Annotated in this window: 18 protein-coding genes; 4 read left to right on the forward strand and 14 right to left on the reverse strand. The window is 38.1% G+C overall.

What is annotated here, in order from left to right:
• Positions 1–12 precede the first annotated feature (12 nt).
• The 5 genes from LCM02_RS11950 to LCM02_RS11970 form a co-directional block, all read right to left on the reverse strand.
• Entirely contained in the window at positions 13–429 is a 417-nt protein-coding gene (locus LCM02_RS11950) for a BT0820 family HAD-type phosphatase (protein WP_224930118.1), read from the reverse strand.
• A 160-nt stretch (positions 430–589) separates the two neighbouring features.
• Positions 590–2,113 carry a 2,3-bisphosphoglycerate-independent phosphoglycerate mutase gene (gene gpmI, locus LCM02_RS11955; protein ID WP_224930121.1) on the reverse strand — a complete coding sequence of 508 codons (1,524 nt, stop codon included), beginning with the start codon at positions 2,111–2,113 and terminating at the stop codon, positions 590–592.
• Positions 2,114–2,264: 151 nt separating this feature from the next.
• Positions 2,265–3,377 (reverse strand): PQQ-dependent sugar dehydrogenase, encoded by a 1,113-nt coding sequence (locus LCM02_RS11960; RefSeq protein WP_224930124.1) that lies wholly within the window; start codon positions 3,375–3,377, stop codon positions 2,265–2,267.
• 31 nt (positions 3,378–3,408) lie between these two features.
• The gene (locus LCM02_RS11965; RefSeq protein WP_224930127.1) at positions 3,409–5,694 is read right to left on the reverse strand and encodes a TonB-dependent receptor; all 2,286 of its coding nucleotides are present in this window, start codon (positions 5,692–5,694) and stop codon (positions 3,409–3,411) included.
• A gap of 27 nt (positions 5,695–5,721) precedes the next feature.
• The gene (locus LCM02_RS11970) at positions 5,722–7,194 is read right to left on the reverse strand and encodes a M14 family metallopeptidase (protein WP_224930130.1); all 1,473 of its coding nucleotides are present in this window, start codon (positions 7,192–7,194) and stop codon (positions 5,722–5,724) included.
• A 329-nt stretch (positions 7,195–7,523) separates the two neighbouring features.
• Here LCM02_RS11970 and LCM02_RS11975 point away from each other — a divergent pair, with 329 nt between their 5' ends.
• The gene (locus LCM02_RS11975; protein WP_224930133.1) at positions 7,524–9,275 is read left to right on the forward strand and encodes an aromatic amino acid hydroxylase; all 1,752 of its coding nucleotides are present in this window, start codon (positions 7,524–7,526) and stop codon (positions 9,273–9,275) included.
• A gap of 7 nt (positions 9,276–9,282) precedes the next feature.
• Here the strand turns inward: LCM02_RS11975 and pyk are convergent, their stop codons facing one another.
• From pyk to LCM02_RS12000, 5 genes are all read right to left on the reverse strand, one after another.
• A complete protein-coding gene (gene pyk, locus LCM02_RS11980) occupies positions 9,283–10,707 on the reverse strand; it encodes a pyruvate kinase (protein ID WP_224930136.1) in 1,425 nt (474 codons plus the stop codon).
• Between the two features lie 2 nt (positions 10,708–10,709).
• A complete protein-coding gene (locus LCM02_RS11985; RefSeq protein WP_224930139.1) occupies positions 10,710–11,177 on the reverse strand; it encodes an IPExxxVDY family protein in 468 nt (155 codons plus the stop codon).
• A gap of 118 nt (positions 11,178–11,295) precedes the next feature.
• A complete protein-coding gene (gene rnc / locus LCM02_RS11990) occupies positions 11,296–12,030 on the reverse strand; it encodes a ribonuclease III (RefSeq protein ID WP_224930143.1) in 735 nt (244 codons plus the stop codon).
• 5 nt (positions 12,031–12,035) lie between these two features.
• Positions 12,036–13,289 carry a beta-ketoacyl-ACP synthase II gene (fabF, locus tag LCM02_RS11995; protein WP_224930145.1) on the reverse strand — a complete coding sequence of 418 codons (1,254 nt, stop codon included), beginning with the start codon at positions 13,287–13,289 and terminating at the stop codon, positions 12,036–12,038.
• Between the two features lie 87 nt (positions 13,290–13,376).
• Positions 13,377–13,610, reverse strand: a complete 234-nt coding sequence (locus tag LCM02_RS12000; RefSeq protein ID WP_224930148.1) for an acyl carrier protein — start codon at positions 13,608–13,610, stop codon at positions 13,377–13,379.
• Positions 13,611–13,781: 171 nt separating this feature from the next.
• On the opposite strand from LCM02_RS12000, the gene purN reads away from it, so the two are divergent.
• Together purN and rnhA are read left to right on the forward strand one after the other, a co-directional pair.
• Complete coding sequence (purN, locus tag LCM02_RS12005) at positions 13,782–14,354, forward strand: phosphoribosylglycinamide formyltransferase (protein WP_224930151.1); 573 nt, start codon at positions 13,782–13,784, stop codon at positions 14,352–14,354.
• Positions 14,344–14,817, forward strand: coding sequence for a ribonuclease HI (gene rnhA / locus LCM02_RS12010; RefSeq protein WP_224930154.1), 474 nt, complete (start codon positions 14,344–14,346; stop codon positions 14,815–14,817). Before purN ends, rnhA begins: the two co-directional genes overlap by 11 nt.
• Here the strand turns inward: rnhA and LCM02_RS12015 are convergent.
• The 4 genes from LCM02_RS12015 to LCM02_RS12030 all read right to left on the reverse strand — a co-directional run bounded on the left by LCM02_RS12015 (position 14,809) and on the right by LCM02_RS12030 (position 18,134).
• On the reverse strand, positions 14,809–15,219 hold the full coding sequence (locus tag LCM02_RS12015) for a hypothetical protein (protein ID WP_224930157.1): 411 nt from the start codon (positions 15,217–15,219) through the stop codon (positions 14,809–14,811). The genes rnhA and LCM02_RS12015 overlap by 9 nt on opposite strands.
• 41 nt (positions 15,220–15,260) lie before the next feature.
• Complete coding sequence (locus LCM02_RS12020; RefSeq protein ID WP_224930160.1) at positions 15,261–16,343, reverse strand: zinc metalloprotease; 1,083 nt, start codon at positions 16,341–16,343, stop codon at positions 15,261–15,263.
• Between the two features lie 179 nt (positions 16,344–16,522).
• On the reverse strand, positions 16,523–16,909 hold the full coding sequence (locus LCM02_RS12025) for an META domain-containing protein (protein WP_224930163.1): 387 nt from the start codon (positions 16,907–16,909) through the stop codon (positions 16,523–16,525).
• Between the two features lie 10 nt (positions 16,910–16,919).
• A complete protein-coding gene (locus LCM02_RS12030; protein WP_224930166.1) occupies positions 16,920–18,134 on the reverse strand; it encodes an aminotransferase class V-fold PLP-dependent enzyme in 1,215 nt (404 codons plus the stop codon).
• Positions 18,135–18,244: 110 nt separating this feature from the next.
• On the opposite strand from LCM02_RS12030, the gene LCM02_RS12035 reads away from it, so the two are divergent.
• Complete coding sequence (locus tag LCM02_RS12035) at positions 18,245–19,591, forward strand: serine hydrolase domain-containing protein (RefSeq protein ID WP_224930169.1); 1,347 nt, start codon at positions 18,245–18,247, stop codon at positions 19,589–19,591.

A 19,591-nucleotide genomic window follows, 5' to 3' on the forward strand; every position in this document is an offset into this window, starting at 1 on the left:
GTTAGGTGTAAATTAACTTTTAAACAATCCAAAAAGACCCTTTTTAGATTTGTGTTCCTTTGGTTTTTCCGTTTTTAAAAGTTGTTGATAGATTTCTCCCCAACCCAAAAGGCCACCAACATTCCTATCATCGATAAACACGTCGGCATTTACCTTCCTGCTCATACTTCCGTCAAATTTCTCTTCAGGATAACTCTTATTTACAGCGTAGAACTCGAGACCGTTTTTTTTACAGAAATCAACGGCTTCCTGCAATCTGTCTCCATACCTGTAGGTCCAAAGGATCAGCCGATGTCCTTTTTGTTGTAATTCGAGTAGCGTATCAAAAGCAAAAATTTTGGCCTGACCGATTTTGGGATATGCATCTTCCACAATCGTTCCATCAAAATCAACCGCAATCAGTAAAGAATTTTTAGGTAAAATCTTCATCTTCAAAATTTTTATCAAATCTAACTATAATAAGTGCTTAAATCAAGCAAAAGCCTTTATAAAGACTCGTGCAGCACTTTTATAACGTTAAAATGAATAATTTCTTGTAACCAAATCTATAAACCCCTTATAATCAGGGGTGAAATAAATCTGTCTATATCTAAATTAAAAGGGATTCTCTTGTCATTTCATCAGGTTTTTCAACCTTTAAAAGGTCCAGAACTGTAGGAGCAATATCTCCCAAAATTCCGTTTTGAATTCCATTCTCCTTATTTTTTTCTACCAATATGATAGGCACTGGGTAAATGGTATGTGCCGTATTTGGTGTACCGTCTTCATTGATCATCTTTTCACTATTTCCGTGATCCGCAATAATGATACTTGAGTAATTATTTGCCAAGGCAGTTGTAACGACTTTTTCAAGACAACTGTCAACCGCCTCTGCAGCTTTCATGGCTGCCTCCATAACTCCGGTATGCCCAACCATATCTGTATTTGCAAAATTCAAACATATAAAATCTGCTTCCTGAGCTTCCAGCTCAGGAACGATAGCATCTCTGATATCATATGCGCTCATTTCAGGTTTAAGGTCGTAGGTTGCCACCTTAGGTGAAGGACATAACAAACGTTTTTCTCCTTCAAATTCCTCTTCTCTTCCCCCGGAGAAGAAAAAGGTTACGTGGGGATATTTTTCAGTCTCTGCGATACGAATCTGTTTTTTACCATTTTTTTCCAAGACTTCTCCCAGAGTCAAACTCAAATTATCCTTGGGATAGATTACGGAAACATTCTTAAACGAATCATCGTAGTTGGTCATGGTAACATAATAAAGAGGTCGTTTATGCATACCGAACTCCTGAAAATTCTCCTGGGTCAATACCCTGGTTAATTGCCTTCCCCTGTCAGTTCTAAAATTGAAGAATATAATGACATCATCTTCTTCTATTTTGGTAACGGGTTGATTATGGTCATCTACCATTACAATGGGTTTTATGAACTCATCAGTAATCCCTTCATCATAGCTCTTTTGAATACTTTCCAAAGCATTGGAAGACTTATCTCCTTCACCATTGACCATGACATCATAAGATAATTTAACCCTTTCCCATCTTTGGTCTCTGTCCATTGCGTAATACCTTCCGCAAACACTGGCAAGTTTTCCGGTAGATTGAGCCATATGATTTTCAATATCCTCTACAAATCCGATACCGGATTTAGGATCAACATCTCTTCCATCCGTAAAGGCATGGACAAAAACATCATCAAGGTTTGCATCATGAGCCGCATTCAAAAGGCCTTTTAAGTGGTTGATATGAGAATGAACTCCTCCATCTGATAACAGTCCCAGAAAATGAATTTTCTTACCTTCATTTTTGGCATAATCAAAAGCGTCAGTAATTACTTTTTCCTGAGCCAGGGAACCGCTGTTAACGGCGTTATTGATCTTTACAAAATCCTGATACACAATTCTACCTGCACCCAGGTTCATGTGTCCTACCTCGCTGTTACCCATCTGACCATCAGGTAAACCAACGTTGTAACCATCCGTTCTTAAATTCGAGTTGGGATAATTTTTGATCAGATAATCAAAATAAGGCGTACCTGCCTGATAAATTGCCGAGACATCCGGATTTTGGGTTTCACCCCATCCGTCTAAAATGATAAGAATAACTTTTTTTTCCATGGCTTGTTGGGTATTGAAAATTCAGATGCAAAGATACGGAACAATTAGATTTTGACCTCTGTTTTCCTAGAAAATAAAAGTGAATTTTTCTAATTTTTACCGATATCCGGAACGATAAAAATATTTACCCGAACAATAGTCTCATAATGGTTCAATCGGGCATCAGACGAACAATTCCCAGCTGCTCCACTGAGACATAAATATAACCGTCAGGTCCAATTTTGACTGTTCTTACACGTCCGAGGTCTTCCATCAGTTTTTCCTCAGAAACAACTGTGTTATTTTCAAGGCGAACCAGATTTAAATATTGAAACTTAAGAGAGCCTACAAGAAGATGCCCTTTCCAGGAAGGATAGATATCGCTGTTTATAAAAGCCATTCCACTAGGCGCAATAGATGGGACCCAGTAATGAATAGGTTGTTCCATTCCGGGCATTGACGTTTTATCTGTGATTTCGCTACCGTCATAATTGATGCCGTAGGTAATCACAGGCCAGCCATAATTTTTTCCGGATTCGATGATATTAATTTCGTCCCCTCCCTGAGGCCCGTGTTCATGAATCCATATTTTTCCTGTATTCTTATGGAGAGCCATTCCCTGTGGGTTTCTGTGCCCGAAAGAATATACTGCCGCCTTAGAGCCTGGTTCGCTAACAAAGGGATTGTCAGAAGGAATACTTCCATCATCATTTAGCCGATAGATTTTTCCCCCGTCTCTGTTGATATCCTGAGGATTTACATCTCTGTTACCTCTGTCACCGACTGAAAAAAACAAATACCCTTCGTTGTCAAATTCTATTCTTGAACCGAAGTGATGGCCCCTTTTTGTGTTCGGGGTTGCTTTATAAATGACTTCCTTGTCAATAAGATTGTTATCTTTTAATCTTGCCCTCATGATAACTGTATTCGAACCTTTATCATCGTTCTCGGTATTTCCTGAATAGGAAAAATAGATCCAGCCATTATTCCGATAATCGGGATGCAGCTTTACATCGAGTAACCCTCCCTGATTGTTATAATAGACTTTAGGAACATTATTAATTTCGGTCCTTTCTCCATCTTTATACAGAATCATTTTCCCTTCTTGCTCAGCTATTAAAATAGAACCGTCCTCTAAAAATTCGAATCCCCAGGCAATCTCAAGATCGTCCACAACGGTTTCAGCTCTATAGTTAAAATCATCAGCACTTTTGAATTCGGTGTTCTTTTGGCATTGGATAAAAAAAGCAGATAAAAAGCAAACGGTGAAGAGAATTTTTTTCATGATCGAGATTTTGACCTAAAGTTACGATTTTTCAGAATCTATATTGTAGTTGAACACTTGAATAATAGTTTCTTGGCAGTCCCGGATAAAAATATCTCGGTGAACTGGAACCAAAACCAATTGCATTGATCTGAAGCATGGAAGCATATTTTTCATCAAAAACGTTATTAAGGCCCAGAGAAATTGCAAACTGAAATTGATTACCGATCCGTTTGATATAACCCGATTTTAAATTTACCACCTGGAAGGCATCTGAATAAACAGAATTATCATCGGTTATCGGTATTTGTCCGGTATACCTGTAATTAAGGTAAGTAAAGAAACCGTTCAAGGTATTCAGATGTAATTCCGTGAAGAAGATTTTATCGGGAACCCCCGTGAGGTCATTCCCTGAATAATCCTGATCCAGATCCTGAAACTCTTCAAATTTAAAATTCTGGAAACTGAAAGAGTTTGAATGACTTAATTGGATTGATTTTTTGTCGATGAGAAAATAGTTTAAGGCGAATTCTATGCCTTTATGCAGGGTTTTTCCGGCGTTAACCCCAACAAACTGATCATCTCCGGTTCTTCTGGGAACCAATAAGTTATCAATATCCATCGCATAAAGGGAAAGTTCATAATTAAATCTGTTTTTGAGTAATTTCCCTCGGCTTCCTATTTCATAGTTCCATCCGGTTTCGGGTTTAATATCTGTATTTATTACGCCTTCAGGTAAAAGAGTTTCTTCCAGTTTGGGGGGAGAAAAACCATGACTGACCGTGGCGAACAACATTTTATGTTTATCTGCCTGGAAGGTCAGACCAGCTTTAGGCGACACGACGAGATCAAAACTATAGGAACCGGAGGTATTGAACTCATTTTCATTGTATCTGTCTTTCAGGTCATAACTCGTCTGATTTAGATTAAGGCCCAGATCGAGAATGAATTTTTCAGACAAATGATATTTCCCTTCAGAGAACAGATTAGAATAAAATCTGTTTTCAACAAAATCACTTAACAGGTCTCCCTGAACACTTCCAGTTTCAGGTGGATAATCTCTGTAAAGGTTTTCATAGGTTTTAAGAAAGCTTCGGTCATTGAAGATTTCAATTCCAACAGTCCAAAGAAGTTTTCGGTTCATTAAGTTCGAATTTTTTATATATCGGCTTCGGAGCCCGGCTGAACCAATTTTTTGATCCTGAATGTTGAATGGTCTTGCCTCATAAGAGTCAAAGTATCCCCCAAAAATACTGCTAATCAACTTTGACGTTTCACTGAAACTATGCTCCCATGAGAGACCAAGCAACAATTTGGAGTAGTCTTCAAAACCTTTTGATCTTCCCCAGGTGAAAGCGGCTTTTTCAGGATTGTTCAAATAATCCGTTTCATTGAGAGAGCTGGGAATATAAGCCTTCATGTCGATAAAGTTTCCGATAACATTTAGGACATTGTTTTTATCCAGAGTATGATTGGATGAAAGCGTTAAATTGTATCTGTTGGTTTTGTTGTTTTCTCTGTATCCATCACTACTCGTGCTGGAAAAATTTATTTTAGCTGAGTTGGTTTGATTACCCAGATTTGAACTCAGTAAGAATTTTCCCAGTCCATAGGATCCAAAAGTATATGAAGATTCAATAAAAAAAGAATCGAAGGTGCCTTTTTCAGGAATCAACTGAATAGTTCCGCCCAGACCGGCACCGTATAAACTTGATGAAGGACCTTTGATGATTTCCATTCTGGCAATACCTTCAAGTTCAAGATCCTCAAGTGTTGTTTCTCCAGATCCGTTGGTCAGCGGAATGTCCTCGTAATAAGCTCTTATCTTGCTGGTTCCAAACAGGTTCCTCGATCCAATTCCTCTGATGGTTATTCTATTGGTGTTTAGTGTTCCGCTATGCATATATACACCCGGAGCGCTGTTTAGGATGGGTGCAAAATTTAATCCGTCATTACTCTTGATACGGCTTTCAGGGATAATTGAAATCGATGCGGATATTTTTTTTAATTCGCTTTGAAAATGATTTGATTTAATCACTACTTCCGACAGCTCGAAAGGCTTCTCCTCTAAAATAACCAGGATAAAGCTACTTGATTCAACGATAACTTCTTTTGAGTGATAACCATTTTTACTAAAGGAATAAGCTCCGGGAACATTTATCTGAAAAAACCCGTTGATGTCTGATAAGATCGAATCCGTTTTGGAACTATTGCAGATCAGTACTCCGTCCAGGGGTATCCTGTTGTCTTTGCTCAATATTTTGCCTTGAAATTTCTGCGCCTTGAGATCAAATGAATAGAAAAGCAATATGATCCATATGAAGCAAAAAGTTCTCACAATATGTATAAAATTAGAAAATTCTTTCTACTTGACAACTGCATTTTTAATCAGGTTTTCTCCCTTTTTCACATGATAAATAAATCCGTTGATAATGGCATAAATTACCTCTCCTTCCTTTTCAAGAATAAGGCTGGGATTTTCCTCAAGTTTTATGGGACTTTGAGGGATCGTGTTATTTTTAGGAATTCGAATATTTTTAACATCAATGATATTCATCGGAAAGGGAGTGAATTTTATTTCGGGGGGCATGTTTTCAATGCTTATCGCTGAATACCCCTGGCTAAGCAACGACCTGAAATCAAGTTCTTTGAATTGATCAAAATCAGAAAGAATTTTGGGATGAGTTTTTCCTATTTTGAAATCAAACCCTTCTGCGTTCAGATTTGTGTAGCCAAAGTAATTGGATAAGTCTCCTATATCCGTCACTTCTCCCAGATAATAAAATTCGCTATGGTCCTTATTTTCAATCTCTTTATGTTTGATTCCCAGATCAACTTTGAACTCTTGTCCGAGATATGAAAACCTCAGGTTTTCAATCTTAAGATCAAAAAATTTACGGTCATTCATTGGGATCGAAAGATATTGATCCAGGGTTGCCGATGTATAGCTCTCGGAGGCAATAGATTCAAAAGCAGTTAAAATAGACAGAAAATTTAATTTTCGGATTTCAAGTTTTTCAGGGTCTTTGTACTGACCACCAGACTCGATCAAAATGGTACTTGTTCCCCACTTTTGAATATTGTCCCCAAAAGCACGTGGCTCAAACTCATCGTTGTACCTTGCCACTTGTCCACGAATGTATCTTTGCAACACGGTATTCATTTTTACAATGACCCTCATTGCGTTTCCTCGGGTCTCATTAATATCTTTGTTGCTGTTAAAAGCGGGTGCTAAAAACGAGATTGTAGCAGGTTTATTTGTGTTCCTGGCATTGTAAAATTTACTCTGGTCATGCAAATTGAATCCAAAATCAGGATCGATACTGTCTCTTACCGCCTTTAAAATTCTGGATTCCGGAGATTGCAGGTTGAGAGCATCTCTGTTGATATCAATGCCAATGGCATTTCTTCTGGTGAATAATTCAGCTCCGTCCGGATTTAGCATAGGGATAAAATGCACCCTGATTTTTTCGAGAATTGATCTGTTTGATTTTAAATAATTGACAATGTCAAAAATTGCGGCGGTGGCAGTGGATTCATCACCATGCATCTGGGACCACAACAGGATTTGTGTTTCTCCGTTCCCCAGGCTGATCATTGAAATACTTCTACCTTGTACTGATTGTCCCAGTCTTGAAATTTCAATTCCTTTTTGATTGCGGAGTGAATCGATAAGAAGACTTATTTGTTCATGTTTAAACCGTCTGTTGAACAATGATTCTTCTTTGTATAATTCATAAGATTCAAACAGGTCTTTGTCAATCGATTGTCTTTGGCCCATAAGGGTCAGCGGCAATAAAACTAGAAGCAGGTATTTTATCATGGTAAGAGATTGCATTCCGGCTAATTTAGAGAAAATAGATTTTGAAAATATCAATATTTAAAGCTTTTTTAGAATTCTTTTCTGCCGAGTTATTTAAGAAAAGTACACTGTTAATCAATAAATTATGACCTGATTGATTTGTGCAACATGGATTTGTTAAAAATATTTTCTCTGTCCTTGACGACTAATTTTGTCAATCTGTTGTCTTTAAGCTTAATTATCCCGAGGATTGATAAGATCTCTGGGCTTGTAATATGAAATTTTCAATTGACTTGAAATTTGATTAAGAAAGTATTAAAGAATTTTAAATCTTTAAATTCCATAACTTTACATAAAGGCGCTTTATGGGGAGAAATTATATTTCAAACAGGGTATTGGATAAACTTCCGAATCATCTAAGGGACTTCATTGTGAAACAACCCTATGATGAATATACTGCTCAAAATCAGGCTGTTTGGCGTTATGTCATGAGGAAAAATATGGATTATTTATCCCTGGCTGCTCATGAGTCTTATATTCCAGGTTTAAAAATGGCGGGAATTTCTATTGAAGAAATACCAAGGATGGAAGGAATGAATCGTATTCTGAAAGAAATTGGCTGGGCTGCAGTTTCGGTAGATGGCTTTATTCCACCAAATGCTTTTATGGAGTTTCAGGCTTATAATACCTTGGTTGTTGCGGCTGATATCAGAACCATTGATCATATTGAATATACCCCTGCACCGGATATTATACATGAAGCTGCCGGTCATGCTCCTATTATAGCTAACCCGGAATACGCCGAATATTTAAGGAGATTCGGGGAAATTGGTGCCAAGGCGATATCATCTTCCAAGGATTTTGAATTATACGAAGCCATCAGACATTTATCGATAATAAAAGAAGACCCTTCAACAAAGCAGTCAGAGATTTCAGAAGCAGAAGAACGTATAGAATTCATTGCAAAAAATATGGGTGATCCCAGTGAAATGGCGGGGATAAGAAATATGCATTGGTGGACGGTTGAATATGGCTTGATCGGAACCATTGAAAACCCTAAAATCTATGGAGCGGGATTATTGTCATCGATTGGGGAAAGTAAATGGTGCATGAGTGAAAAAGTGAAGAAGATTCCGTATACAATAGCTGCTGCAGAGATGGAGTTTGATATCACCAAACCCCAGCCACAATTATTTGTTACGGAGGATTTTGCTCATCTGAGTTTTGTTTTAGAAGAATATGCAAATACAATGGCCCTGAGGAATGGTGGCTTAAAAGGGGTTCAAAAACTCATAGAATCGAGGAACTACGGGACCATTGAATTAAGTACGGGAATACAGGTCTCGGGTAAGTTTTCAGAAGTTTTTTCTGATCATAACAACAAGCCAGTTTATTTCAAAACAACTGGGCCTACCGCTCTGGCTTATAAGAACAAGGAATTAATAGGGCATGACAAGTCCTATCATTTTGAAGGTTTTGGATCTCCGGTTGGAAAGCTTCGAGGGATTAATCTTCCAATTGAAAATATGTCTCCTACCGATCTGGAAGCCTATGGTATTTATGAAGGAAGAAAGACCTGCTTAAAATTTGAAGGAGGAGTAACTGTAGAAGGCGAAATAATTACCGGAAAGCGAAACCTTCAGGGAAAGATCATTTTGATATCTTTCAGGAACTGTAAGGTTACTTTAAAGGATGAGATTTTATTTCACCCGGATTGGGGCATCTACGATATGGCAGTAGGGGAATCCGTGATATCAGCTTTTTCAGGAATTGCTGACCCAAATTCATTTGGCCAGCAATTTGAAGTTCCTAAAGAGAAAACCCATAAAATAACATATTCGGAGAATGAACTGGCCTTGTTTGATCTGTATCAGGAGATTCGGGATTACAGAAATCAAAAGCGTAAGGATGAGAAATTTTTAAGGAGGATATTCAAGTCCGTGCAATCAGAATATCCTCATGATTGGTTATTGGCTCTGGAAATATATGAGTTGGCGGATCCGGTTCAAGACTCCATCTTACGAGATGAAATAAGCCGATATCTTGAACAAAACTTTACAGATGATTCCATCCGGCAGCTTATACTTGACGGCATGATGCTGGTCAATAAAATCTGAAATTTATTTACAATTGAGAAACTCTCAGGGTGTTTACCATTCCTTTGTCGTGAACAGGCATAGAAGTCAGATTAATTACAAATTCACCTTTACTGGCATAACCTCTTTCTAAGGTAATCTTATTAAGATCCTCTACGGTTTCATCGGTACTTACCATTTTATCATAAAACTGAGCCTTTACCCCCCAAAGTAAATTCAATTGAGCAAGAATTCTTGGATTATCAGAGAATGCAAGTATATTCGATTTTGGCCTTCTGGCTGATATCTGAAATGCGGTATACCCACTATTTGTTAAGGTTGTAATGGCAGCTGCCTCAATTTCATCAGCAAGTTTGGCGGCATTTGAGCATACAGCTTTAGAGATATAGCGCTCATTGATACAGTTTACGCCTTGAACGTAACCTTCGATCAGTTCAGAATCTTCAACGCTTACAATAATACTTCTCATTGCCTGGATCACCTCAACCGGAAATTCTCCTACAGAAGTTTCTCCTGACAACATAACAGCATCGGCGCCGTCCATAATTGAATTTGCCACATCGTTTACTTCAGCCCTGGTTGGAATCTGACTGGTAATCATGGATTCCATCATTTGAGTTGCAATAATTACCGGTATTCTGGCTTCTTTGGCTTTTCTCACCAGCATTTTTTGAATGATAGGAACCTTCTGCATAGGGATTTCAACTCCCAGATCACCTCTGGCTACCATTAAACCATCACAATAAGAGGTCAAATGATTGATGTTGTCAACCGCTTCTGGCTTTTCAATTTTAGCGATGATTGGAATTTTATAGCTTGACTTTTCCTTGATCAGATCGCTAAGTTTTACCAGGTCTTCAGGAGTACGTACAAAAGAAAGAGCGATCCAGTCTACTTCCTGCTCGATGGCAAACAAAGCATCTTTTATATCTTTTTCTGTTAAAGCCGGCAGTGAAATTTTGGTATTTGGAAGGTTAACTCCTTTTTTTGACTTAAGCGGACCTCCTCGAAGGACTTTCACCTCAACATTAGAGTCACGGTCTGTATCAATAACCTCAAAGAGAAGTTTTCCGTCGTCTACAAGTATTTTTTCACCTTTTTCAACGTCTTTGGGAAAATTCTGATAGGTCATGAAGGCCTTTTCTTTTGTCCCGATACATTTTTCCGTAGTAAATTGAAATTCATCACCTTTATCAAGAACAACTCCTTCTTCCATAACTCCAACTCTGAGTTTCGGGCCCTGAAGGTCTGCAAGAACAGCAACGTTATAGTTATTTTCTTTATTGAGCTCACGAATAAATTTAATTCTTGTCTTTACATCTTCATAGTCAGCATGAGAAAAATTGATTCTGAATACATTCACCCCCGCGACCATCATTTCTTTAATTCGTTCTTTGGTAGACGTTGCAGGTCCTAAGGTGGCGACTATTTTCGTTTTTTTTCTTTTTTTCATTCTTAAAAAATTAAATTATCCCTTGATTTAAGATTCATGGGATCGATAGCATAGGAAGCTATAATATTACTTATTTTATTGATGCCAAGAAGAGCTGAATTTAGCTCCATATCATCTTTTAACCCTGATATTTTTATAAAATAATCTACTTTTTTCTTTTCAGGAATCAGATAGGTTATTTTTGTTTCCTCAGGAAACAGGTTTGATCCTCCCTGAATCACATTTTCCGTGAACACATGTTTGTTAGCGATCAAGGACCATGTTGTAAATGCCGTTTCATCTTCAAATGTATAAAGCGGGAAACTACAATTGCCAGATTTAAAATCAAGATTCTCTTTAAAGCGGCTGAGCTGAATTTCCAAGTACTGATTTAAAAAATATGCCATCCGGTAGTCTGGAAGCGTCGAGTGGATCCCAATAAGATCATAATCATGATCATACTCAAAATCAATACAATGAATTTTTGACACTATAAATCAGTTTGAAACAAACATTTGTGCAAAAATAGAGATACTTTTGGTAAATCAACTTAAAATTTTGCGAAAACGATTGCGAAAAGTTGATATTTCCGTTTGAATAACAAAAAAATTATTGTTCTATTTGAGGTTTTAGCCTGTAATAGGCTCTTTTTGAAGCAATTTCTTCGGCCTTCTTTTTTGATGTTGCCCTGCCTTTTGAGATCAATTCCTGATCTACGTGTAATTTAACACTAAAGTGTTTTAAAGTATCGTTTCCCGTGTCTTCATACACATGGTATTTGATCTTTTTTTTATTCTTCTGACTCCATTCAATTAACACACTTTTATAGCTGGTAATTTTTCCCTCGAGCCTTTCAATATCCACATAAGGTTCAATAACGAAGCGGAATATAAATTTTTCAGTAAACGAATATCCACGATCAGAATGAATGGCCCCAATCAAAGCTTCAAAGAGATTACCATGTATATTGTCGCCAAAATTAGAATTCGGGATGGAACTTGCAACAAACTTGATCAGGTCAAGGTCTTTTCCCAGCTCATTTAGATGTTCCCTGCTTACAATTTTAGAGCGCATCTGAGTTAGGTAGCCCTCATCACCTGCAGGAATTTTTTTAAATAAATAATTGGCAATTACCGCTCCTAATATCGCATCGCCCAGGAACTCAAGGCGCTCATAATTCATGGGAACCCCGGCGTCATTCATTTTTTTTAATGAGCTATGGGTAAAGGCCTCTTTGTAAAATTCAATTTTTCTTGGACGATAACCAATAATTTTTTTAATCGCCACAACAAACTCTTCATCTTTACCAGCATGAGAATTTGTTATTTTGCGAATTAAATTCATTCAGATTAGTCTTCGTATTTTTTAAAAAGGATACAGGCATTATGGCCACCAAAACCAAATGTATTACTCATGGCGACCCTGACATCTCTTTTTTGGGCCTTATTAAAAGTAAGGTTTAGTTTCGGATCAATTTGATCATCATCCGTAAAGTGGTTAATAGTTGGAGGAACAAGCTCGTTTTTGATCGATAAAATCGAAGCAATGGCCTCAATAGCACCCGCGGCACCCAGGAGGTGACCTGTCATAGATTTGGTGGAATTGATATTCAGATTATAGGCGTGATCCCCAAAAACTGCTTTAACCGCTTTTAATTCAGCCACATCCCCCAATGGAGTTGAAGTCCCGTGCATGTTAACTGCATCTACTTCTTCAGGCTCGATCCCTGCATTCTGAAGACAGTTTTGCATTACTGCTTTTGCACCCAGACCTTCTGGATGAGGCGCCGTAATGTGGTGGGCATCGGCAGACAAACCTCCACCAATGATTTCAGCATATATTTTGGCTCCCCTGGCCTTGGCGTGTTCGAGTTCTTCTAGAATCAAAGCACCTGCTCCTTCTCCAAGGACAAAACCATCACGATCCTTATCAAAGGGACGCGAAGCTGTTTTTGGATCATCATTTCTTGTTGACAAGGCATGCATGGCATTAAAACCACCCATCCCCGCAATGGCAACAGCAGCTTCCGACCCTCCAGTGACCAAAACATCTGCCTGACCAAGGCGGATGTAGTTCAGAGAATCAATAATTGAATTTGCAGAGGAAGCACAGGCAGAGACTGTTGTAAAGTTTGGACCTCTTAGATTATGTTTGATTGAAATTTGCCCTGGAGCAATATCAGCAATCATTTTTGGAATAAAAAATGGATTAAACCTCGGGGTACCATCTCCTTTGGCATAGTTCAATACCTCATTTTGAAATGTTTCAAGACCACCTATACCGGCTCCCCAGATAACCCCAATTCTTGAAGTATCTTCTTTCTCCAGATCAAGCCCGGAATCGGCAATAGCTTCATCAGCTACAACCATAGCGTACTGGGTAAACCTGTCCATTTTACGAGCTTCTTTTCTGTCGAGAAAATCCGTGACATTGAAATTCTTGAGCTCGCAGGCAAACTGAGTCTTAAAATTAGAAGCATCAAAATAGGTAATAGGTGCGGCTCCGCTAACTCCGTTAGCCAAACCTTCCCAGTATTCTTCAGCAGAATTTCCAATTGGAGTCAAGGCTCCTAATCCTGTAACAACTACCCGTTTTAATTCCATCTTTAAAATTTTTGTTAATAATAACAAGAAATTACGAGCCGTTTCCAGTTAAGGAAAAGCTCGTAATTTTATAAGTAAAGTATAAATTTATTTAGCTTCTTCTATATAGCTAATTGCTTGACCTACAGTGCCAATGTTCTCAGCCTGATCGTCTGGAATCTGAATGTCAAATTCTTTTTCAAATTCCATAATTAACTCAACTGTATCTAATGAATCTGCTCCTAAGTCGTTGGTAAAGTTAGCTTCATTGGTCACTTCATTTTCGTCCACTCCCAATTTGTCAACGATAATAGCTTTAACTCTTGATGCAATGTCTGACATAATTTTTTAATTTTAAATTTAAATATTGCTGCAAAAATAATATATTTTAGGTTCAAATTGGTAAAAAGTAAAAAAAAGTTAAACAACTCAATCCAAACAAATACTTAATAAATTCTTTCTCAGATTTGGGAATAATGCTTTTTTTTGTCAGGATCACTAAATTTTACATTGATGCTAAATATTATCATTTTTGCTTCTGGATCAGGAACTAATGCGGAGAATATTATTAAATATTTCAGTAATAGTGATCTGGCAAGGGTTTCCTATGTACTTACAAACAACTCTGAAGCAGGAGTAATTGAGAGGGCAAAGAACCTAAAGGTTCCGGTAAGAACATTCAGTAAAGCTGAGATGAAGAGCCAACAGTTTTTGGAATTTTTGACTGAGAACGCCGATTTTATTGTTCTTGCGGGTTTCCTTTTGATGGTTCCGAAATCAATCATTTCGGAATTCAATAACAAGATAATCAATATTCACCCAGCCTTGCTGCCTAAATATGGAGGTAGGGGTATGTATGGGATGCATGTACATAATGCCGTGGTCGAGAACCGTGAAATAGAATCGGGAATCACTATTCATTATGTAAATGAACATTACGATGAGGGAGCTATTATCTTTCAAAAGACGGTTAAAGTTGACGATACGGATACCCCGGAAGACGTGGCAGCTAAAATACATTTGCTTGAGCATGAGAATTTTCCGATTGTAATTGAAAACCTTTTAAAAGAATTCAATGCAGGTTAATATTTTTACGGACGGGGCCTGTAGCGGAAATCCTGGAAAGGGCGGTTACGGAATCATTATGGAGTGGGTAGGGAAACCATACGTTAAGGAGTTTTCAGAGGGTTTTAGAATGACCACGAATAACAGAATGGAATTATTAGCCGTCATTGTTGCCCTGGAACAGTTGAAAAAAGACGGAATAGAGGTCGTTATCTATTCGGATTCCAAATATGTTGTGGATGCCGTTGAAAAAGGCTGGTTGTTCGGCTGGGTAAGGAAAGGGTTCAAGGATAAAAAGAATCCGGATCTTTGGAAGCGATTTTTGAAGGTTTATAAAAAACATAAGGTAAAGTTTGAATGGGTTAAAGGCCATAGCGACCATCCTCAAAATGAACGTTGCGATAAATTGGCAGTTCAGGCAGCGAAGAGGGAGAATTTATTGATTGATGAAGGATTTGAGAAAAATGAGGCCACATTATTCTGAAGTCAGATATCGAGTCAGTACTTTAACGATACCTTTTAATTCTTCAGGGGGATTTCCATGATCAAATTCGGTTGATTCATAAGAATGGCTCTTTGTGGTGATAGTTAATCGAGAGCTTAGGGCTTTATCCGAATATCTTTCATCCGTTGGTGCTTCAAATAGATCCATTTTTTTCATATCAAGTTTGGCGATTTGCTTATTCAGAAACAACCAATCAGCTTTTTTCGTAACTAATTCGATCTCCTTTTCCTGATCAAAAATAAAAGTGCTGTCTTTGCGTATGGTAATTTTCTTCGATGATCCCCTCGTAGAGGCTTCGTATTCAACGGATAATATTTCATTATCCTGAAACACTAAACATGTGACGAATGGTAGTACAATAAAGACCAGATTTTTTAACATAATAAAAAAAGGGTGCCTCATTGGCACCCTTTAAAGTTTATTTAATTTACAAAACCGACTCGCGCTCCTCCTGCAGCAAAAAGAGCTCTCATTCTGTCGTTTTGTCCATTGGTAAACATATACATACAATCATCATAAACATAATCCATATAATTCATAGTCATATCATTGGTCCTGCAGTGAACAGTTGGGTATGATGGACAACCACCATTCGACCTGTCCGAAGAAGGAGTATCGGCAACAAAATCATCTTGTTTACACCTTCCATCTCCCCAGATATGTCTTAAATTCAACCAGTGGCCTACTTCATGGGTGGCAGTTCTACCATCTCCGTATGGCCCAGATGTTTCTCCAAAATAATCAATACCTATAACGATACCATCTCCGGCGACATCCGGGTCCCCTGGAAATTGAGCATAACCTAAAATTCCTCCTCCTATATTGCATACCCAAATATTGAGGTTTGAAGAAGGGTCAGTAACAGCAATTCCACCCTGGCCAGGGTCTTTCATGCTGTCATTCGTACCCCAGGATGATTTCGTTGATATTTTTCTGTTTATGGTAACCGGACCAAAACTGATATCACAATTTGCAACCCTGTCAGCGAATTCAGCAGGAACTGAAGAAGTGTTCGGATTATTGTTATTGAAATCTTCATTCAGGATGGCAATCTGAGAATTAATTTGAGCCTGAGTGACCTGACCGGAGAAATCTTCTAGAATATTGATCACAACAGGAATTGACACTGCTCCCGTGTAAGGCCCTGGATCGTTGCCGCCTCCACCGTCACCACCGTTACCCCCGCCATTTCCATTTCCTCCCCCAGGTGAGCCAGTTGGTTTTTTGGCTGCGATGGTTTTTCTTGTGTGCTTTTCAACATTGTACATTTTTTGGTACAATCCTGGGTTTTCCTTTAACTTTCTGTTTAGAACCGCCATGGAGTGGCAATTCTTTTTCTTCCCGGAATTCTCTTTGTTAAACAATTCGGGGTCCATGTCTGTGTAAACATAAAAATCAGACATGTCAATTTCTACAGCGTTTTGGTCCATTGTCACGTCTTCATTATCCTCACAGGAAAAAAACAAGAGTGGAACGGCCAACACAGTTAGTAACCATTTTTTCATTGTAATAAGTTTTTTGTTAGAGGCTATAATTTAACAAAATCCATCCGGAAATTAAAACAAACGATTTAGAAAATGATTTTTGTTCAATAATTTATCAGAAATAATTGAAAATCTCTCAACACCATCCGGTAAAAAGTCAGGTTAAAATGAGTAAGGATTTAATATTTATGAAAACCCTTTTACATCGAGATAGCAATGATCAATAATTTATCGGTTTGATCATAGAGATAGAGTTCCTTTTTTACGATTTCATAACGAGCTATTTTAGGCAGCAAATTCAAGAAAGCATTCTCTACGCTCATGTCCGGACACATTTTTCTTGTTGATCCTGTATTTCCAAAACTTATGGTATTGCCGGAAAGGTCATAAGTTGAAAAATAAGTATTACAGCCTGCAAAACCTCCAACTTTTGAATCTTCCTTCTGAAATCTGATTGTGGGAGAGGAGACGAGATTTTCAAGACCATCTATTTTGATGACCTTCCACTCAGTCATCAAATCCGAGTTCTCCGGATCTGAATTTATTGAAGTAAACACAAGCGCGAAAGTTAACAATAGATATTTCATGTTTAAAGAATTAAATTAACATTGATTTGGCCCTGACAACGGCTTCTATGAACAGATCGATTTCTTCTTTGGTATTATAGAATGAAAACGAAGCACGAACCGTGCCAGGAATATTGTAGTAGTCCATTATAGGCTGGGCACAATGATGCCCTGTTCTGACAGCTATTCCTAACTTGTCTACTATGGAACCTATGTCATAAGGGTGAATTCCCTCTATGTTAAATGAAATCACGGCTGCTTTTTCATGTGCTGTTCCATATAGCTTCATGCCTTCAATTGTCAGCAATTTTTCTGTAGCATATTCCAACAACTCATTTTCGTAGGCTGCAATTCGGTCGAACCCTATTTTATTCATGTAATCCAGGGCGGCCCCAAAAGCGATCACACCGGCAATATTTGGAGTTCCTGCCTCGAACTTATGTGGAAGATCTGCATAGGTAGTTTTTTCAAAGGTGACTTCACTAATCATTTCACCACCGCCTTGATATGGGGGGAGTTTATGTAGCCATTCCTCTTTGCCATAGATCATTCCTACCCCTGTTGGACCACAGAGTTTATGTGCCGAACAGGTATAAAATTCGCAGTCTAATTCCTGTACATCAGGTTTTATATGAGGCGTTGCCTGAGCACCGTCAATTAATACAGCCGCTCCATGTTCATGCGCCATGTCGATGATTTTTTTAATGGGATTAATGGTGCCTAATGCGTTGGAAACATGATTGACAAAGACCAATTTTGTTTTTTCTGTCAAAAGCTTCTTATACGCCTCCAGGTCAAGACAGCCTTCATCACTCATTGGAATCACCTTTAGTATGGCACCTGTTTTCTCACAGAGCATTTGCCAGGGAACTATATTTGAGTGGTGCTCGAGCGCAGATACAATTATCTCATCCTCATTTTCGAGCAAATCGGCAAAACCTGTGGCCACCATATTAATACCGTGTGTTGTTCCTGAAGTGAGAATGATCTCATATGACTTTGCTGCATTAAAATGGTCTTGAATCTTCTTTCTGGCCGCTTCGTAGGCATTGGTTGCCTCCTGACTCAAGGTATGGACACCTCGGTGAATATTGGCATTGTAATTACTGTAATAATCAACAATGGTATCGATCACAATTTTGGGAGTCTGGGATGTTGCCGCATTATCAAAATAGACCAATGGTTTTCCGTTAACTTTTCGGTGCAAAATTGGAAAATCCCCTCTGATTTTATTTATATCTAGCATATCTTATTTAGAATCATTCAAAATACAAATATACGACAGTATGAACTCATTGCCGCGGAAATTGAATTTAAAAATTAGTTATTTTTACCCGAATTAAAGTCTTTTTAAAAATGAAGAAATGGTTAAAGTACCTTCTTGTATTGATCTTGTTGGTGATACTTTATTTTAGTTTCACCTACTACCCTGCACTCAATATTGTAACAGGATATGCCAGTAAAAATATGGCATCAGGAATGTTTCTTGCCAACAGGGATCAATTGAGCATGTCAGAGCAGGACAACGGATTTTTTCCCATAAGTCTGGCCAGCTATCGGGTCGATGAAAAAGAAAAGTCTGTCACTGCCTCACTTTTTGGGTTGATGAAAAGAAAAGCGGTATTTAAAGAAGGACTGGGTGCCATTTTGATTAATGACTCCTATGATTCGAATAAGGAATTCCCGGAGCCCAATAGATATTTTAAGAGTAATTCCTTACCATATCCTTACGGAGAATTGAAGCAGCATGACACGGTATTTTCAGAAGTAGATTATAAGAAGCTTGATTCGGCCGTGGCATTTGCTTTTGATTCAGCAGAAGATAATCTAAAGCAGACAAGAGCAGTACTTGTGATCTACAAGGATAAGATTCTAAAAGAAAAGTATTCTGAAGGTTTTGATAAAAATACATTGATGCACGGATGGTCCATGACAAAAAGTATTACAAGCACAATGTACGGGGTGTTACAAAATCAAGGAAAAATAGACATCAATTCTTCAACGGGCATCAAAGATTGGGCTTCGGATGAAAGAAAAAATATAACCATTAATAATCTTCTTCAAATGAACAGTGGGCTCGCTTGGGACGAAGAATATTTTAATATTTCTGATGTTACTAAAATGTTGTATCTCGAGAGTGATATGGGGTCTTCCCAAATTGAAAATCAACTTGTTGGTAAACCTGATAGCCTCTGGAATTATTCATCTGGGACCACAAACATTTTATCTGGGCCACTTCTTAAAAGTCAATTCAAGACGCATCAGGAATATCTGGATTTTTGGTATAAAGATCTTATTGACCGGATTGGAATGCATTCCATGGTCATTGAAACAGATCTTTCAGGCAGTTTTATTGGCTCCTCTTATGCATGGGCAACCACCAGAGACTGGGCGAAATTTGGATTGTTGTATTTACACGAAGGAAACTGGAACGGGGAGCAGGTTTTAGATAGTTCCTGGGTGAAATATGCGTCAACTCCGACTAACACCTCAAATGGAAGATATGGGGCACAATTCTGGCTGAATGCAGGAGGTCATCATCCTGATGTTCCTTTAGACATGTATTCGTGTAACGGATTCAAAGGACAATATGTATTTATTGTTCCGAGCAAGCAGATGGTTGTGGTCAGGCTGGGACTTGTAAATGAGCCTGAATTTGATGTGAATGCATTTTTAAGCAGAATAACAGGAAGTATCAATTAA

The sequence above is a fragment of the Lutimonas saemankumensis genome (assembly GCF_020171465.1).
GTDB lineage: Bacteria > Bacteroidota > Bacteroidia > Flavobacteriales > Flavobacteriaceae > Lutimonas > Lutimonas saemankumensis.

Excerpts from the sequence above, each read along its gene's own strand:
- LCM02_RS11950 (WP_224930118.1), bottom strand. The coding sequence starts at position 429 with ATGAAGATTTTACCTAAAAATTCTTTACTGATTGCGGTTGATTTTGAT.
- gpmI (WP_224930121.1), bottom strand. The coding sequence starts at position 2,113 with ATGGAAAAAAAAGTTATTCTTATCATTTTAGACGGATGGGGTGAAACC.
- LCM02_RS11960 (WP_224930124.1), bottom strand. The coding sequence starts at position 3,377 with ATGAAAAAAATTCTCTTCACCGTTTGCTTTTTATCTGCTTTTTTTATC.
- LCM02_RS11970 (WP_224930130.1), bottom strand. The coding sequence starts at position 7,194 with ATGCAATCTCTTACCATGATAAAATACCTGCTTCTAGTTTTATTGCCG.
- LCM02_RS11975 (WP_224930133.1), top strand. The coding sequence starts at position 7,524 with ATGGGGAGAAATTATATTTCAAACAGGGTATTGGATAAACTTCCGAAT.
- pyk (WP_224930136.1), bottom strand. The coding sequence starts at position 10,707 with ATGAAAAAAAGAAAAAAAACGAAAATAGTCGCCACCTTAGGACCTGCA.
- rnc (WP_224930143.1), bottom strand. The coding sequence starts at position 12,030 with ATGAATTTAATTCGCAAAATAACAAATTCTCATGCTGGTAAAGATGAA.
- fabF (WP_224930145.1), bottom strand. The coding sequence starts at position 13,289 with ATGGAATTAAAACGGGTAGTTGTTACAGGATTAGGAGCCTTGACTCCA.
- LCM02_RS12000 (WP_224930148.1), bottom strand. The coding sequence starts at position 13,610 with ATGTCAGACATTGCATCAAGAGTTAAAGCTATTATCGTTGACAAATTG.
- purN (WP_224930151.1), top strand. The coding sequence starts at position 13,782 with ATGCTAAATATTATCATTTTTGCTTCTGGATCAGGAACTAATGCGGAG.
- rnhA (WP_224930154.1), top strand. The coding sequence starts at position 14,344 with ATGCAGGTTAATATTTTTACGGACGGGGCCTGTAGCGGAAATCCTGGA.
- LCM02_RS12015 (WP_224930157.1), bottom strand. The coding sequence starts at position 15,219 with ATGTTAAAAAATCTGGTCTTTATTGTACTACCATTCGTCACATGTTTA.
- LCM02_RS12020 (WP_224930160.1), bottom strand. The coding sequence starts at position 16,343 with ATGAAAAAATGGTTACTAACTGTGTTGGCCGTTCCACTCTTGTTTTTT.
- LCM02_RS12025 (WP_224930163.1), bottom strand. The coding sequence starts at position 16,909 with ATGAAATATCTATTGTTAACTTTCGCGCTTGTGTTTACTTCAATAAAT.
- LCM02_RS12030 (WP_224930166.1), bottom strand. The coding sequence starts at position 18,134 with ATGCTAGATATAAATAAAATCAGAGGGGATTTTCCAATTTTGCACCGA.
- LCM02_RS12035 (WP_224930169.1), top strand. The coding sequence starts at position 18,245 with ATGAAGAAATGGTTAAAGTACCTTCTTGTATTGATCTTGTTGGTGATA.